The 14,964-nt window shown below is 50.8% G+C and carries 15 protein-coding genes and 1 riboswitch; of the genes, 8 read left to right on the top strand and 7 right to left on the bottom strand.

The window, feature by feature from the left end; genetic code table 11:
• Positions 1 to 57: 57 nt before the first annotated feature.
• Together QQK89_RS04160 and QQK89_RS04155 are read right to left on the bottom strand one after the other, a co-directional pair.
• Entirely contained in the window at positions 58 to 459 is a 402-nt protein-coding gene (locus QQK89_RS04160; RefSeq protein ID WP_284237182.1) for a general stress protein, read from the bottom strand.
• A 63-nt stretch (positions 460 to 522) separates the two neighbouring features.
• Positions 523 to 684, bottom strand: coding sequence for a DUF1328 domain-containing protein (locus QQK89_RS04155; RefSeq protein WP_284237181.1), 162 nt, complete (start codon positions 682 to 684; stop codon positions 523 to 525).
• Positions 685 to 1,049: 365 nt separating this feature from the next.
• Here QQK89_RS04155 and QQK89_RS04150 point away from each other — a divergent pair, with 365 nt between their 5' ends.
• From QQK89_RS04150 to QQK89_RS04125, 6 genes are all read left to right on the top strand, one after another.
• On the top strand, positions 1,050 to 2,015 hold the full coding sequence (locus QQK89_RS04150) for a carbohydrate ABC transporter permease (RefSeq protein ID WP_284237180.1): 966 nt from the start codon (positions 1,050 to 1,052) through the stop codon (positions 2,013 to 2,015).
• A gap of 5 nt (positions 2,016 to 2,020) precedes the next feature.
• The gene (locus QQK89_RS04145) at positions 2,021 to 2,842 is read left to right on the top strand and encodes a carbohydrate ABC transporter permease (RefSeq protein ID WP_284237296.1); all 822 of its coding nucleotides are present in this window, start codon (positions 2,021 to 2,023) and stop codon (positions 2,840 to 2,842) included.
• An 86-nt stretch (positions 2,843 to 2,928) separates the two neighbouring features.
• On the top strand, positions 2,929 to 4,338 hold the full coding sequence (locus QQK89_RS04140; protein ID WP_284237179.1) for an ABC transporter substrate-binding protein: 1,410 nt from the start codon (positions 2,929 to 2,931) through the stop codon (positions 4,336 to 4,338).
• A gap of 152 nt (positions 4,339 to 4,490) precedes the next feature.
• Positions 4,491 to 5,345, top strand: a complete 855-nt coding sequence (locus tag QQK89_RS04135; RefSeq protein ID WP_284237178.1) for an alpha/beta fold hydrolase — start codon at positions 4,491 to 4,493, stop codon at positions 5,343 to 5,345.
• A gap of 130 nt (positions 5,346 to 5,475) precedes the next feature.
• Entirely contained in the window at positions 5,476 to 5,877 is a 402-nt protein-coding gene (locus QQK89_RS04130; protein WP_284237177.1) for a VOC family protein, read from the top strand.
• A complete protein-coding gene (locus QQK89_RS04125; protein ID WP_284237176.1) occupies positions 5,874 to 6,086 on the top strand; it encodes a cysteine-rich CWC family protein in 213 nt (70 codons plus the stop codon). Before QQK89_RS04130 ends, QQK89_RS04125 begins: the two co-directional genes overlap by 4 nt.
• An 18-nt stretch (positions 6,087 to 6,104) precedes the next feature.
• Here QQK89_RS04125 and QQK89_RS04120 read toward each other — a convergent pair whose 3' ends face one another.
• The 4 genes from QQK89_RS04120 to QQK89_RS04105 all read right to left on the bottom strand — a co-directional run bounded on the left by QQK89_RS04120 (position 6,105) and on the right by QQK89_RS04105 (position 11,407).
• Positions 6,105 to 7,262, bottom strand: a complete 1,158-nt coding sequence (locus QQK89_RS04120) for an acyl-CoA dehydrogenase family protein (protein WP_284237175.1) — start codon at positions 7,260 to 7,262, stop codon at positions 6,105 to 6,107.
• A 55-nt stretch (positions 7,263 to 7,317) separates the two neighbouring features.
• Positions 7,318 to 9,075 carry an adenine deaminase gene (ade, locus tag QQK89_RS04115; RefSeq protein ID WP_284237174.1) on the bottom strand — a complete coding sequence of 586 codons (1,758 nt, stop codon included), beginning with the start codon at positions 9,073 to 9,075 and terminating at the stop codon, positions 7,318 to 7,320.
• A gap of 49 nt (positions 9,076 to 9,124) precedes the next feature.
• Positions 9,125 to 9,222: riboswitch (purine riboswitch) on the bottom strand.
• Between the two features lie 101 nt (positions 9,223 to 9,323).
• Positions 9,324 to 10,061: a 2,3-diphosphoglycerate-dependent phosphoglycerate mutase gene (gene gpmA / locus QQK89_RS04110; protein WP_284237173.1), complete on the bottom strand. Its 738-nt coding sequence runs from the start codon at positions 10,059 to 10,061 to the stop codon at positions 9,324 to 9,326.
• A gap of 98 nt (positions 10,062 to 10,159) precedes the next feature.
• Positions 10,160 to 11,407: an MFS transporter gene (locus tag QQK89_RS04105; protein ID WP_284237172.1), complete on the bottom strand. Its 1,248-nt coding sequence runs from the start codon at positions 11,405 to 11,407 to the stop codon at positions 10,160 to 10,162.
• Positions 11,408 to 11,699: 292 nt separating this feature from the next.
• Here QQK89_RS04105 and QQK89_RS04100 point away from each other — a divergent pair, with 292 nt between their 5' ends.
• Positions 11,700 to 12,890, top strand: coding sequence for an NAD(P)/FAD-dependent oxidoreductase (locus tag QQK89_RS04100; protein WP_284237171.1), 1,191 nt, complete (start codon positions 11,700 to 11,702; stop codon positions 12,888 to 12,890).
• A 14-nt stretch (positions 12,891 to 12,904) separates the two neighbouring features.
• Entirely contained in the window at positions 12,905 to 13,762 is an 858-nt protein-coding gene (locus QQK89_RS04095) for an RNA polymerase sigma-70 factor (RefSeq protein ID WP_284237170.1), read from the top strand.
• Between the two features lie 71 nt (positions 13,763 to 13,833).
• Here the strand turns inward: QQK89_RS04095 and QQK89_RS04090 are convergent, their stop codons facing one another.
• A complete protein-coding gene (locus tag QQK89_RS04090; RefSeq protein ID WP_284237169.1) occupies positions 13,834 to 14,934 on the bottom strand; it encodes a Gfo/Idh/MocA family protein in 1,101 nt (366 codons plus the stop codon).
• Positions 14,935 to 14,964: the final 30 nt, after the last annotated feature.

The following is a 14,964-nucleotide window of genomic DNA, read 5'->3' as shown; positions in this document are numbered from 1 at the left end:
AGACCTACCCGTATGGATAGGTCTTTGATTGTTGAATGATCGAACGATGAATCCGGCTTATAGGCGGTATTCGGGGTAGTAATAGATGGCAGAATCATATTCGTCATCTCTGTATTCTTTGCCGCCCCAAGCGATGACCAGAATTTTGTCCCGGTCCATCTGTTCCTCGAGATGCTCCGCGTATTGCTTCGAAATCCCAAGGGACCGCATCTTGGCGCGCAGCTCGTCGCCGGTAGAGCGGAAGATATTGGCGATTGCGGTGCCGACGCCTTCCGCGGAAACGCCGATTTGTTCGGCATCCGTGTTTTTGGCGATTCGGGCGGTCCGGCCTTTATCGTGAGTTAGTACAAAGACGTTCTCCCTCGCATAACCGTCACGTTCGAAACGGTGTACCTGCTCTTGAACCTCCAGCATGTTGTTGACCGTGTGTACTCTTGTCGTCATGGTTTGAGTTGTCATTGTAATTCCTCCTCGATTTTAGTTCGTTCATTTTAGTTCGTTCATTGATTTGATGCTGCTTGGTTATGCTCGTCTTCGTCCGAATATCAGGGAAATGACAAACAGGACGAGAAAGACTACGAACAAGATTTTTGCAATGCCGGCCAGCGCGGAAGCGATGCCCAGGAAGCCAAACAGTCCAGCGACAATTGCGATGATGAAGAATGCTAATGCCCAACCTAACATAGTAATCACCTTTCTTTCAAAGTGCTTTGTTGTTTTGTTTGCGTTGCTTGTTTCTTGTTGCTTGATAGATACTTAACCCTTGTAACGGGAGATGAAACAGTTTTTATATCAAAAAGAATAGATTACTTCTATTTTAATTTTTGCTTCATTAATATATAAAACATAAAAAATAGGTCTATCGTCCGTTTATTCATTTAAAAACCAATCAAATCTTTATATGATTCCTCTTTCTTTCAATTTAAGCGCTATCATATTTCGGAATCTTAATACTATTATGACATTATTCTGACAATTAACGGTTATTGTAGGACTTGCCAAGCCTTTATAGGAAGGCTAATCACTTGGAAGGGCGGTTTCAGCCACAGATGAACTCATCCCTCTATTCGGACAAGTCCAACTCGGTTATATCCCCCGCAACTGTCGTCTCGGAAGGTAACAGGCTGAGCGCAAGCAGGCTGAGACGGATTCGGGAGCAGCTGCTCGGTTATCTGTTTTTAGCGCCTAGTCTCGCCGTATTTCTATTGTTCCTCTTTTATCCGATGGTCCGCTCCGTCTATCTCAGCTTTCAGCTTACCGATCCGCGTGGCCGGGTTGCTGCTTATGCTGGCTGGGACAATTATACGCAAATGCTGGAGTCATCCGCTTTCTGGAGCAGCTTATGGATCACGGTCCAATTCACGCTGCTCACGGTGCCCGCTGGACTTGCTCTCGGTTTGCTCTGCGCAAGCCTGGTCCATTCCGCCGGCAGAGGCAACAAATTATTCCGCTTTATCTTCTCCATGCCGCTGGCGATTTCCGTCGGAACGGCATCCATTCTGTGGATGATCCTGTACCATCCGTCGCTAGGCATGCTCAATTATTTGCTTGGTCAAATCGGAATGGAACCCGTTCAATGGTTGACCGATCCCGGAACAGCGCTTGGTTCCGTCTCTCTCATGACGATTTGGATGAATTCCGGATTTCCTTTTGTCCTGCTGTTAGCCGCCATTCAAGGGCTCGACAACGATATTATGGACAGCTCCCGGATTGACGGTGCTTCGTCATGGCGAACCTTTTTCTCCATTAAGCTTCCGCTTCTGTCTCCAACGCTCTTTTTCCTAGCCGTCGTGTCCATCATGAATGCGTTCCAATCCTTCGGGCAAATCAATATCCTTACCCGGGGAGGTCCAGCCGGCTCTACGGATGTACTGGTGTATTCGATTTATCGGGAAGCGTTTGTCAATTATCAGTTCGGAACCGGCAGCGCTTTGGCGATCGTCCTATTTGTCCTCATGCTGCTGCTCACGGCCGTACAATTCCTCGTTCTTGGAAAGAAGGTGCGTTATCAGTGACGGCATTGCGTAATCGAGTCCGAACGATTAGCCGATACGGCGTACTTATCCTGCTGTCGCTGCTTGTGCTGGGACCGTTGTTATACCTGCTTGCCCAGATCTTTATGACACCGGCCGAAGCTAGCCAATACCCGCCCAAGCTGCTGCCTTCCGGTCTTCATACGGCGGAGCTCAGAAACGCGATCAATACGGTACCAATTATTGGCTTTATCCTGAACAGCTTTGTTCTAGCGACCTGCATTATGGTTCTACAGGTGCTGACGGCAGCGCTTGCCGCTTACGCTTTTGTCTACATTCGGTTTGCCGGCAGCAGGTTCTGGTTCGCGCTGTTTATCAGCACGATGATGATCCCATGGGAAGTGACCATCATTCCGAATTATTTGCTGGTGAAGAGCTGGGGATGGCTCGACTCGTTCCAAGGGCTTATCGTCCCATTCGCAGCCTCGGCGTTTGGCGTGTTCCTGCTCCGTCAGTTCTTTCTGCAGCTGCCTCGCGAACTATTCGAAGCGGCTCGGATCGACGGCTGCGGACATTTCCGCCATTTCTTCTCCGTTGTGCTGCCGTTATCCGGACCTGCTGCGGCTTCGTTAGCCGTATACGTGTTCTTAAACGGATGGAACCAATATCTATGGCCGCTGCTTATCACGAGCAGCGATGCGATGAGAACGGTTCAGATCGGAATCGCGATGCTTCAGTTCGAGGAATTGACGAGCTGGAACTTGGTTCTTTGCGGCGTGGCGCTTGTTCTTGTGCCTTCGTTTGTTCTGCTGGCGTTAGGCTTGAAGCCGCTGGTACGGGGGATTACGGCGGGTGCCGTAAAGGGTTGAGCTTCACGGTGTTCAGGTACATGTTCAGGTATATGTCCTTTATGGACCATATATAAATAATTAGTTAAAGGGAGAGAGAGTGAATCATGGTTAAACGCAATTGGACAATGGTACTTCCTGTAGCGGCGATGCTTGTGTTGCCTCTATCGGCCTGCGCATCAAATCCGAATAACGGGGGGAATGATCCGGCACCAACGGCTACGGCTTCCAATACGGAGACCAACGCAAATGCTGGCGGAGCTTCCACTGAACCAGCCAAAGAACCGGTCAAAGTCGTTTGGTGGCATTCCATGAGCGGCGAGCTTGGCAAAGCGGCTGACCAGCTGGTCAGCGATTTTAATGCCTCGCATCCCGATATTAAGGTAGAAGGCGTATTCCAGGGCACCTATGACGAGAGCTTGAACAAACTTAAGGCTTCTATGGATTCGAAGTCCGGTCCATCGCTCATTCAGGTGTACGAGATTGGTTCGAGATTCATGATCGATTCCGGTGCGGTTACGCCGGTACAGCAGTTCATCGACGCGGAAAGTTATGACGTGTCATCGCTTGAGCCGAATATCCGCAGCTACTACACCTTTGAAGGCAAACAGTATTCCATGCCATTTAATACGTCCAATCCGATTCTTTACTATAATAAGGACCTGTTTGAAAAAGCCGGCATTGATCCAAACAAGCCGCCTGTCACTTATGATGAAGTGGCCGCGGATGCCAAGAAACTGACATCGGGCAACGTGACGGGAGCATCCTTCGCCATCTACGGCTGGTTCATGGAGCAGCTGCTCGCCAATCAGGGCAAGGATCTCGTTAACAACGGCAATGGCCGCGAGACGGCCGCAACCGAATCGCTTGTGAATCAGGAAGCGGCCATCAAGACGCTCGACTGGTGGAAAGGTTTGGTTGATAATAAGTCGGTTCTGAATCTTGGCCGTAAAACGGACGATACAAAAAAAGCGTTCCTCGCCGGTCAAATCGCCATGACGCTTGATTCCACGGCTTCGCTGCGCGGGATTGTGGACGGCGCGGCAGGCAAATTCGAAGTGGGTACGGCTTTCTTGCCGAAGCCGGACGCATCCTCCGAAGGCGGCGTTGTTGTTGGCGGAGCAAGCTTATGGATTCTGAACAACAAACCGGCAGAAGAGCAACAAGCCGCTTGGGAATTTATTAAGTATTTGGCTGAACCGGCCGTTCAAGCACAGTGGCATATTAACACCGGTTACTTCCCGATCACAACTAAAGCTTACGATGAGCAAATCGTCAAGGACAACTTGGCGAAGTATCCGCAGTTCCAGACGGCAGTGGACCAGTTGCATGCCTCCAAGCCAAGCACGGCAAGCCAAGGAGCCGTGATGGGCGTATTCCCGGATGCGCGTCAGACAGTGGAAGGCGCGATTGAAGAAGTGTTCACGGGCAAGAAAGATGTTAAGGCCGCGCTGGACGATGCCGCCAAACAAATTACCGACAAAATCGGCATCTATAATAAGACGGTATCCAAATAAGGAACATATGCTTCCGCAGTACGATTACAGCCCCGGGTTTTTGTGCCCAGGGCTGTTTTTTTATCGTTTTTTATAACAACTGTTTCATCCGTTCAATTGCTGGTTATTTAATGACATGGTTGCAACTCCAATTAAAAAAGGATGTGTTATCGATGGAAAAGCATACGGTACATGTTAACGGCATCGATATGGTATATGAAGAATGCGGTAAAGAAAATGAAAAAACAATTATTCTGATACACGGATTTTGCGGATCGTCCCATTATTGGCACAATGTTTGTCCGCTTCTGAGTGAACATTACCGAATCATCATGCCGCAGCTGCGGGGTCATGGCGAAACATCGGTACCTGACAATGTGTACACGATGGAAGTTATGGCCGATGATATTAACGGTTTGGCGGAAGCGCTCGGAATTGAAAAGACGGTTGTATTCGGGCATTCCCTTGGCGGTTACGTCACGCTGGCATTCGCGGATAGATACCCAGACAAGCTGTCTGGCTTTGGATTAATACACTCCACGGCCCTGCCGGATACCGAAGAAGTGAAACGGAAGAGGTATCAGGATATTCACTTTATCGGGAAGGAAGGGATCGAGCCTTACGTGCACGAGTTGATTCCGAAGCTGTTCAAAGATTCCAAACGCGAGGAAATGCCGGACGAAGTGGAAAAGGTGAAGCAAGCGGGACTGAACATGTCACCGAAAGGCGCCATTCATACGCTGGAAGGCATGATGATGAGGCCGGACCGCAGCGCCATGCTGCATGATGCGCCATATCCGGTTCTTCTTGTAGCCGGCGCGGATGATGAAGTGGTTGCTCCGGACGATACGTTCTCCGTCAATGAACAGGAAACGCCGAAGTCAACCTATGAATACCCGCATATTCAGGAAAATACGTTCGAAGGCGTGGCGCACATGAGTTTGGTCGAAGCTCCGGAGCAGCTGGCCAGGGTTATTGCGAACTACCTCCGGACGCTGAGCGAGAAGGAACCGGTCAGGGTGTTGTAAGACAGCGAGAAACCGTGCAGGCTTAAAAGCCCGCACGGTTTCTTTTATGCTTGCCAGACTCGAAAAAAACGTTATTCTAGGTTAGAATAAGCTGGCAAACCAAATATCGCTAAAGGACGTGTGTACTCTAATGGCAAAGCTGACACCGTATTTTTACTCCGAGGATGCTAAAGAGCAAGCGGGATTTTACGTGCAGGCTCTTGGCGGTGAAATCATCGATCAAATGACGTACGGACAAGCTCCGGGTACGGATGAATCGATGAAGGATAAAATCATACATATGGTATTTCAAGCTGCGGGCGTTACCTTCTACATGGCCGATACGATGCACGAGCCGCGGGGAGGCAGCACAAGCTTTGACCTGAGCCTGGAATTCAAGACGGATGAAGAAGCCCAGCAGGCTTTTGCCAATATGTCAGAAGGCGGACGCGTCATCATGCCGCTGGAGAAACAGTTCTGGGGCACGTTGTTTGGCCGGTTGGAAGATAAATTCGGCATCAAATGGCAGATTAGCACGGAGCCGAAGCTATGACCGATTATTCTGCAAGCGAATGCCCGATTTGCAAAGGGAATAATCAGTGCGGCAACTTGCAAGGGCTGCCAGCCGGAGAATGCTGGTGCAGCAAAGAAACGTTTCCGAAAGCAGTCTTTGAACGCATACCGCCTGAATTATCGGGAAAAGCCTGCGTATGCCAAGCTTGTCTGGAGAGGCTGAAGCAAGGCAAGTCCGAATTACGCTAGCGCTACTCTAATGATGCATTATTCAAATTCGCTTAGAGCGGTTGCGGCTAAATTCTGTATGACGACATTATCCATGGGGGGATTATGCAATCCGGCCCGGACATCCCGGTAATAACGCTCAAGCGGGTTTTGCCTGGATAGGCTTGTGCCGCCCACGATCCGCATGGCAAGATCCACGATTCTGATGGCATTATTCGTTACGACATATTTGGCGAGACCAAGGTCAGCTTTCAGAGCTGGCCTATTATCCGTCTCCCGGTCCCAGCGGTCCGCAATCGTATACAGCATCGTATGGGTGGTCCGCAGCTCAAGCTCCATCTGGCCGATCGAGTGCTGAACCGATGGAATAGACGCGATGGGCTTGTCCATCTGTCCGGGCTTGTAGGAGTTTGCGAAAGAAAGAGCATAGTCCCGCGCGGCCAGCGCAATGCCAAGATAGCAGGCGGGAATGTGCAGCAGCCAGCCGGCGCCGTCGTCCGTGCCTTTGCCCGCCAGCCGGTGAGCGGCAGGAACAAAAGCCTGATCCAGCACGACATCATGGCTGCCTGTCGCGCGCATGCCAAGCGTATCCCAAGTCTCGATCAGGGACACTTGTTCTCCGCGGCTCACGAGAAATTCGGCAACGTTGTCTTCGGCGGGAATATAGGCCGAGACAACAAACCGGTCGAGGATTGGAGACAAGGTGCTGAACGTTTTGCGTCCCGAGATCAGCCATCCTCCTTCCACGGCAGTTGCCGTTGTCTCCGGCCGGCCGCCGCGGCTTGGACTGCCCGAAGCGGCTTCGCTGGCGAAGGTGTTAATCATGGCTCCGCTTTGGACTACGGCTGCGCAAAGATCGGCAAACACGGGCTCCTGCCATTTCCTCGAGGTCCGCAGATGAAGCATTTGTCCCATATGCCAACCGACGGCCAGCGCGGTTGATCCGTCTCCATAAGCGAGCCTTTCCTGCAACATAACCATTTCATAGAGCGAAATCTCTTCTCCGCCATACATTCTAGGAACCGTAAGCTTCAAATATCCCGCCTCGCGAAGATCGGCAAAATTATCAAAGGGGAATGAACCTTCCCGGTCATGCTTCGCCGCTCTTTCCGCGAAAGCCGCCGCTAATTTATCAACTTGCAATACCCGGGCTTGTTGTTCTTCATTCCGGATATATTGATCTACCCAACGAGTCATACTGGCACACTCAACTCCTCTCTGCCTTATTATAACAAGCTGAGGAGACTTGTCGCTATCTGGCTTCTAAGGGAATATGAGAGTTAGAGGCAAACTCGAACAATCCTTTGTCGGTTAATTTGAGCTCCGGGATAACCGGAAGAGCTAGGAAGGACAACGTCAGAAACGGGTTAAACGCATCCGGATCTCCAATGCTGCGAAGCGCTTCGTACAATCCTTGCATTTGCCTATTCACTTCCGCATAACTCTCTTCGGATAGAAGACCGCCAACAGGCAGGGATAGAGAAGCTAGAATTTCGCCGTCCGCAACGACCGCAAGACCGCCGTTCATCGCAACGACATGGTCGATCGCAAGCCGCATATCGTCATCGGAGACACCGGCACATATGACATTATGCGAATCGTGGGCAACCGACGATACAATCGCGCCTTTGCGGAAGCCAAAACCTTTTACAATCGCCCGTCCGATATTTCCGGTATGATGATGGCGTTCAACAACGGCGATCTTCAGCTGATCCCGTTCTACGGAGGAGACAAACCGCTTCTCGGAGTCTCGATCGACCTGTTCCGTCAAGTGACGGGTCACAAGAGAATTAGGGATAATGCCAATCACATGACAGATGTCGGACTCAAGCGGCAGCTGAAGAGCATGCGGCAGGAGAGGCTTCATTCCTTGCTTCATGTTGGAAGAATGCAGGGATTCCGGAGACATAGTCCTGTTTGAAGCAAAAGCTTCCTCTACAAGCTCGCCGTCTTTATACACGCTGACGCCTTCCTTAAACACTTGCCGGATCGCCAGCGCTTCCAGATTGTCGACGATAACAAGGTCGGCTTTATAGCCGGGAGCAATGGCGCCTTGCTGCCGGAGGCCAAAACATTCTGCGGCGTTAATGGTTGCCATCTGAATGGCGGTAACGGGATCGAGTCCTTTGCTGACGGCAAGACGGATGCTGTAATCCACGCTGCCTTCCTCAAGGAGATCATCAATTAATTTATCGTCGGTTACAAACAGGCATCTCCGGCTGTTATGCGGTGTGACGGCGGGGAGTAGGGCTTCCAGATCTTTGGCGACCGTTCCTTCGCGGATCATCAGATACATGCCCAGTTCAAGGCGGTGCGTTGCTTCTTCCGCGTTAATTGCTTCATGATCCGTACGGATACCTGCGGCCATGTACAGGTTTAATAGATCCCCGTTAATTCCGGCGGCGTGACCGTCAATATGCGCGGCGAAATCATTCGCATCCGCCAGCTTGCTGGTCATGCCCGGATTGCCCGATGCCAAAGCCGGGAAATCCATGACTTCCGCCAAACCCAATACTTTGGGATGCTTATAAAATTCGCGCAGTTCCTCCGCTTCAAGCGTAGCGCCGCTTGTCTCGAATGGGGTCGAAGGAACGCAGGAGGGAAGATTGACGTAAATGTCGAGCGGAAGGCCTTCCGATTGGTCGAGCATGTATTGAATCCCAACGCTTCCCATCACATTGGCCATTTCGTGCGGATCGGTCACAACGGCGGTAACCCCGTGCTGCAGGACAACCTTAGAGAACTCGCGCGGCGTAAGCATGGAGCTTTCAATATGAACATGTCCGTCAATCAAGCCGGGAATAATCCACTGGCCTGCCGCGTCAATGACGGTAACGGCGTCCGTATACTCTCCAATTCCCGCAATCATGCCGTCCACGACGGCAATATCGCCGGATGTGATGCTCCCCGTAAACACGTTGACAATGTTGCCGTTCCGTATAATGAGATCTGCGGCTGCGCGTTTGGCTGCTACTTCCATTCGTTTGGTTAGTTTTTGTTTGGTATTCATGTCATTATCCTTTCTTAGATGGAATAAAAAAACTCCCGACTACCATCGATGCTGAAAGAAGCATGCTGGTAATCGGGAGTTTACGGTTCCCGGTAGAGACCCTCGGCCCGTATTGCCGAAGTTATACGCAATATTAGATTCTATTGTAGGCGATCGTTCGCTTGAATTCAATCCAAGATTGCTCAGTGAAGCGGAATAGCACAATTCTTATATTTGAAATCAGTCGTTGAAGTCAGTCGCGGATGCTTCTAATGAGTAATATGCGTCGGAATTTGACCTTTCGGGTAGGGACCTTCCCAGCCGAGATAATAATGCTTGACCGGCTTCAGGTTATCGTCCAATTCATAAACGAGCGGGATCCCGGTTGGGATATTCAAGTCCGCAATGCCGTCCGGCGGTATCTGATCCAAATATTTGACCAAAGCCCGCAGCGTATTCCCATGCGCGGATACGATCACCTGGCCTCCCGAGGTAATGGCCGGTGCGATCTCGGCGTTCCAATACTTCAGAACTCTGGCTTCCGTGTCCTCCAAGTTTTCCGTTAACGGAAACTCTCCGTCTTGAAGTCCTTTATAGCGGGGATCGGAAATCTGGTAACGTTCATCCGATTTGTCGAGCGCTGGGGGCCGCACATCTACCGATCTGCGCCATAGATGCACCTGTTCTTCTCCGTATTTGGCCGCCGTTTCGTCTTTGTTCAGTCCCTGCAAGGCACCGTAATGCCGTTCGTTCAGCATCCAGCTTTTATGATCGGGAATCCATAAGAGATCCATCTCGTGGAGGATAATCCATAACGTCCGAATAGCGCGTTTCAAGACGGAGGTATAGGCGGTATCGAATATGTAACCGTGTTTTTTTAATATTTTGCCGGCCTCCCGGGCTTCGTCCAGCCCCTGGGTGGACAGATCCACGTCGGTCCAGCCCGTGAACCGGTTCTCGACATTCCAGACGCTTTGTCCGTGGCGAATAAGAACGAGTCTCTTCATAAACAACTTCCTCTTCTCCTAATTAATTATCTCTATAATGTTCCTCTTTCCATAAAAAAACAAGCTGAACCGAAAGGGCAGCTTGTTGATTCCTATGATTAATGTCCTTCCGCATGATCGACATGCTTCAGATGTTTATGATTGAGAGCAATTAATATAACGGCCAGAATAACGAAGCCGCCGCCAATATAGAATGGCGCATGGAAGTCGAACCATTCCGCAAACTTAACCGCATAATAGGGAGCAAGCGCACCGCCGATAAAGCGAAGGAAGCTATATGCAGCGGAAGCGGTAGGGCGTTCAACGGGAGCGGCATTCATAACGGCTGTCGTAATAAGCGTATTGTTGTTGCCGAGGAAAGCGCCGGCGAGAACAACCATGCTGATCACGACCGCTTTTTCGGTTGTCCAATATCCCATTGCAAACAAGGTGCAAGCAAAGAGGAAGAGCTGGATGCACATTGACTTGATGGTACCCGAACGTCTCTGCAGCTTAGGCGCCATAAAGACGGAAGTAAAAGCAAGGAGTAACCCCCATCCAAGGAATACATAACCAAGTCCGTGAACATCCAGATGATGCAGATGGCCAAGCACAAGTGCTGCGTAAACAAGCAGGGTGAAGAATCCAAAGTTGTAAAGGGCTGCGGACAGGCCGAAGATCAGAAGAGCGCGATGCTTAAGCGCGCGGAACGGATCAAGAATAGAAGCTTTCTTTTTTACGGCTGTAGCGGCAGGTGCAGTTGGTTTAGGCATCATGAACGTAATCAGGCAGAATGCCACAACCATCAGACAAGCCACGCCGTAGAACGGACTGCGCCAGGAGATCGCACCCAGCTCGCCGCCAAGCAATGGACCAACGGAGATGCCAAGACCAACGGCAACCTCGAACAAAATAATCGATTTGGCTACGCCAACGCGGGAGAGCGAGACAATCGCCGATAGCGCGGTAGCTACAAAAAAGGCATTGCCAAGGCCCCAGCCCGCGCGGAGCCATACGATCGACATGACATTGTCGACGCTTCCGGCAAGAGCGGAGAAGATCGCGATAAGTACGATCCCGGTGAGGAGCATTTTTTTCGTTCCAAGCTTGGAGGAGATGACGCCGGTAACCAGCATCGCAACGGCCATAACGGCATTATAGCTTGTGAAGAGAAGCGTAAGATCGCTGTCCGACGCGCGAAGCTGGTCTTTCATCATGGGGAGAATCGGATCTACGAGACCAAGTCCCATAAAGGCGATGATGCTGGCGAAAGCAATGGCCCATACGGCGATAGGCTGGTTGAACATGGACTGGGCGGGTTTAAGCGAAGTCGCGGCAGCCGCAGCGGGTTTTGCAGTTGAAGACATATTCGGTTTTTCCTCTCTTTTATCAAATAGATATCGTATTCATAGCTTCACTAATCCGTAATATCGGATCGTCCGTTTTGTTAAACCGGACTTTTTTGCAACCTTATTGATTTTGTATCTAGCGAGTAAGCCCTCCCTTGAAACAGCGTTCTCAATCGCATTTATCGTATCGTCAGGTTAATCTTTACGTCAACGTTAACTTTGTGTTAGTGAAATATTGAAGTGAATGTCAATGTCACAAACCAAAGCCTCTTCTCGTTCTATTAACAAACGAGCAAAGAGGGAGAGATTGATGATGAAGGAATGGACGGTTGTTGTTGTGGGCGGCGGTTATGCGGGCATTCACGCGGTAAAGGCGGTTTGGAAGCAAAACGCGGCAGAGGCGGGGGACCGGAAGCTTAGAATTCTGTTGATGGATCCGAACCCCTATCACCTGCGCAAGGTATTATTGTTTAAGCCGGCTGTTGGGGAAGATCCGATAACGGTGCCATGGAACCGGCTATTGCCGGAATCCGCTTCGTTTGTACAGGGCAATGCCTGCAAGGTGAATGCGTCTGCCAAGCAACTCGAGTACCAGAATGCCGAGGGGCAAATAGAGCATGTTGCTTATGATGCTTTGGTCATCTCAATAGGCAGCGTAGCACGCGAGGCGGAAGCGGGACTTGGCGGCATTACCCTTTCGGGGAAGGAGGCGGCTTCCCGGATCAAGGAGCAATGGATGCATAATATGCGGGCTGCCCGGTTGGAGGATAAAGCAGAAGAGCGGCAACGACTGCTGACGGCAGCCGTAGCCGGCGCGGGAATTACCGGTATTGAAACCGCTTCGGAGCTTGCATACGCCATGAAAGAAGAAGCTGTAAGGCAAGGTCTTAATCCTGCCGAGGTGCGCGTCCACTTGCTTAATTCGCAGGATCGTTTGTTTGCGGAAGGACCGGTTAAGGCGAGCCGGAAGCTGGAAGAGGAGCTTGGGAAATGCGGAGTTGCCGTGCATCATCGCAAAAAAGCGGTGCGCGAGGATAACGGCAGTCTTAGGTTGTCGGATGGAACAACGCTGCCCGTTGGTCTAACCGTATGGACGTTAGGTCTTGTGGCGAATCCCGCGGTCCGCTCATTGGGGCTGCCTGTTACGGATGATGGCAGGCTTCTTGTAGACGAAAGCTACCGAGTCCACAATTCTCAAGGCGTCTATGCGATTGGCGATTGCGCCTATATTGTTGATCCCGTTAGCGGCGAAGCTGCGCGCATGACCTGCAAGGAAGCCATTCCGCAGGCGCAGCGGCTTGGCAAAATCATGGCCGCCGATCGAAGCGGAAGTCCGGCTCCCCGCCATAAACAGGTGATGGACGGTTTTACGATTGGGCTTGGTCCCGGGCGCGGCATGACATGGACTCGCAAATGGGGCCTTGATATAATCATCTCGGGAAATCTTTCCTATAAAATCAAACGTTTCGTATGGGATTACGCCAGCATGCTGAAATCATAAGGAGATGTCATGGGATGGAGCTGTATGAAAGATACAAGGGATTGTTGTTCCGCTTGGCTTATCAGCTAATCGGCTCCGCTGCCGATGCCGAGGATGCCGTTCATGACGTATTTCTTAAGGTACAGAACGTGAATCTTGAGAAGCTACAGGAGCCCAAAGCCTATTTATGCAAAATGATTACGAACCGTTGTCTTGATCATCTTCGGTCGGCAAGAGTCCGGCGGGAGCAATACGTTGGTCCGTGGCTCCCGGAGCCTATAGCTCCTTATGAGGATGACGGTCTGGAGGAGATCATTCGCCACGACCTGCTATCTTATGGCATGTTAGCTCTGTTGGAAAAGTTGTCGCCATCGGAGCGGGCGGTATTTGTTCTACGCGAGGCGTTTCAATTCGATTATCCGGCGATCTCCGAATTAACGGGCAAAAGCGAGCAGAACTGCCGCAAGCTGATGAGCAGAGCAAGAGCGAAGATGGGCATAACGGAAGAGGAACTGCAGGCTGTCGGCACTATTGAAGAGGCTTGGATTAACCGGTTTGTATCGGCTTTATCCGAAGGGGAGGTTGACACCGTTTTGTCGATGCTTGCCGCAGACGTTGTTCTAGTGTCCGACGGGGGCGGCAAAGCCAATTCGGCTATCCGGCCAATTAAGACAAGGGAGCGTGTGGCGCAGTTCTTGTTTGGCGTATTCCGCAAATCGCTTGACCCAAGCAAAATGACAATCGAGCTTCGACCTTTGAATGGTGAGTATGGCTTCGTGTTCCGGCTCGAAGGCAAGGTGGATTCGGTCGTTTTTCTAGAGCAGCGGGAAGCGCAACTTCGCAACATCTATATCGTCCGCAATCCGGATAAACTGCAGCGTATTCCGCAATGATGAAGATGAAGAAAACGCCAGGCAAGCAAAAAAACACGCCTTCCGCAAATGCGAAAGGCGTGTTCTTTGTGTTATTTCGTAACGGCTTGACGGTTCAGGTATACAGTCTCGCCAGTGCGAGCGGATTCGTAAATCGCTTCCAAAATCTCGGTTACGACAAGAGCTTGCTCTGCTTTGACAACCAGATCCGTATCGTTCAGGATCGCGTTGATCCAAGCTGCGCATTCTACGTCGATATCGCGATCGGATGCGCCTTCATAGAAGGCTACGCCTCCAGCGGAGAGGTCGATTTCTTTCACGAACAGACGGCTGTTTGCTTCGCCGTTGATGCGAAGGCCGTTTTTCATGTCCGCGCCGCCTTCTGTACCGCAAAGCGTACATTTCGCTTCGTCGATGTCCAGCGTATTCAGCGCCCAGCTTGCTTCAAGCGTGATTGTTGCGCCGTTTTCCATCTTGATGAAGCCAACAGCGGAATCTTCTACCGTAAATTTAGCAGGATCCCATGGGCCCCAAGCGTTAGCGGCATTTTCTTTCGAACCAAGCTTATGGTATACGGAACCTGTAACGGATACCGGCTTGTAGTTGTCCATCATCCACAGCGTCAGGTCAAGTGCGTGAGTACCGATATCGATAAGCGGTCCGCCGCCTTGTTTTTCTTCGTCCAGGAACACGCCCCAAGTTGGAACCGCACGACGGCGGATCGCATGAGCGCGAGCATAGTAGATTTCGCCCAGTTCGCCTTGTTCGCAAACTTGTTTAAGAGCTTGGCTGTCCTTACGGAAACGGTTGTTGTAACCGATTGTCAGCTTTTTGCCAGTACGTTTCGCAACATCCAGCATTGCTCTTGCTTCAGCGGCTGTTTTAGCCATCGGCTTTTCGCACATAACGTGCTTGCCTGCTTCAAGGGAATCTATTGTAATAAAGGAGTGGGAGTCGTTAGGTGTAAGAACATGTACCACGTCAATGGACGGATCGGCAATTAGTTCTTTGTAGTCCGTGTAGACTTTCGAACCTTCCGCGCCGTATTTTTGCGATGCTTCTACAGCACGTTCTTCCACGATGTCGCAGAAAGCAACGATTTCAACATTTTTGTTGTTGCTTAGTGCAGGGAGATGCTTGCCATTGGCGATACCGCCGCAACCGATGATACCAACCTTCAGTAATTTACTCATGTCCAGCCTCCGTTATAAATAAAATAAGTG

Source organism: Paenibacillus glycanilyticus (genome assembly GCF_030161375.1).
In the GTDB taxonomy this organism is placed as follows: Bacteria; Bacillota; Bacilli; order Paenibacillales; family Paenibacillaceae; genus Pristimantibacillus; species Pristimantibacillus glycanilyticus_B.
Note: the sequence above shows the minus strand (reverse complement) of the source record. Positions and strands in the feature narration are given on the sequence as shown.

Excerpts from the sequence above, each read along its gene's own strand:
- QQK89_RS04160 (WP_284237182.1), bottom strand. The coding sequence starts at position 459 with ATGACAACTCAAACCATGACGACAAGAGTACACACGGTCAACAACATG.
- QQK89_RS04155 (WP_284237181.1), bottom strand. The coding sequence starts at position 684 with ATGTTAGGTTGGGCATTAGCATTCTTCATCATCGCAATTGTCGCTGGA.
- QQK89_RS04150 (WP_284237180.1), top strand. The coding sequence starts at position 1,050 with ATGAACTCATCCCTCTATTCGGACAAGTCCAACTCGGTTATATCCCCC.
- QQK89_RS04140 (WP_284237179.1), top strand. The coding sequence starts at position 2,929 with ATGGTTAAACGCAATTGGACAATGGTACTTCCTGTAGCGGCGATGCTT.
- QQK89_RS04135 (WP_284237178.1), top strand. The coding sequence starts at position 4,491 with ATGGAAAAGCATACGGTACATGTTAACGGCATCGATATGGTATATGAA.
- QQK89_RS04130 (WP_284237177.1), top strand. The coding sequence starts at position 5,476 with ATGGCAAAGCTGACACCGTATTTTTACTCCGAGGATGCTAAAGAGCAA.
- QQK89_RS04125 (WP_284237176.1), top strand. The coding sequence starts at position 5,874 with ATGACCGATTATTCTGCAAGCGAATGCCCGATTTGCAAAGGGAATAAT.
- QQK89_RS04120 (WP_284237175.1), bottom strand. The coding sequence starts at position 7,262 with ATGACTCGTTGGGTAGATCAATATATCCGGAATGAAGAACAACAAGCC.
- ade (WP_284237174.1), bottom strand. The coding sequence starts at position 9,075 with ATGAATACCAAACAAAAACTAACCAAACGAATGGAAGTAGCAGCCAAA.
- gpmA (WP_284237173.1), bottom strand. The coding sequence starts at position 10,061 with ATGAAGAGACTCGTTCTTATTCGCCACGGACAAAGCGTCTGGAATGTC.
- QQK89_RS04105 (WP_284237172.1), bottom strand. The coding sequence starts at position 11,407 with ATGTCTTCAACTGCAAAACCCGCTGCGGCTGCCGCGACTTCGCTTAAA.
- QQK89_RS04100 (WP_284237171.1), top strand. The coding sequence starts at position 11,700 with ATGATGAAGGAATGGACGGTTGTTGTTGTGGGCGGCGGTTATGCGGGC.
- QQK89_RS04095 (WP_284237170.1), top strand. The coding sequence starts at position 12,905 with ATGGAGCTGTATGAAAGATACAAGGGATTGTTGTTCCGCTTGGCTTAT.
- QQK89_RS04090 (WP_284237169.1), bottom strand. The coding sequence starts at position 14,934 with ATGAGTAAATTACTGAAGGTTGGTATCATCGGTTGCGGCGGTATCGCC.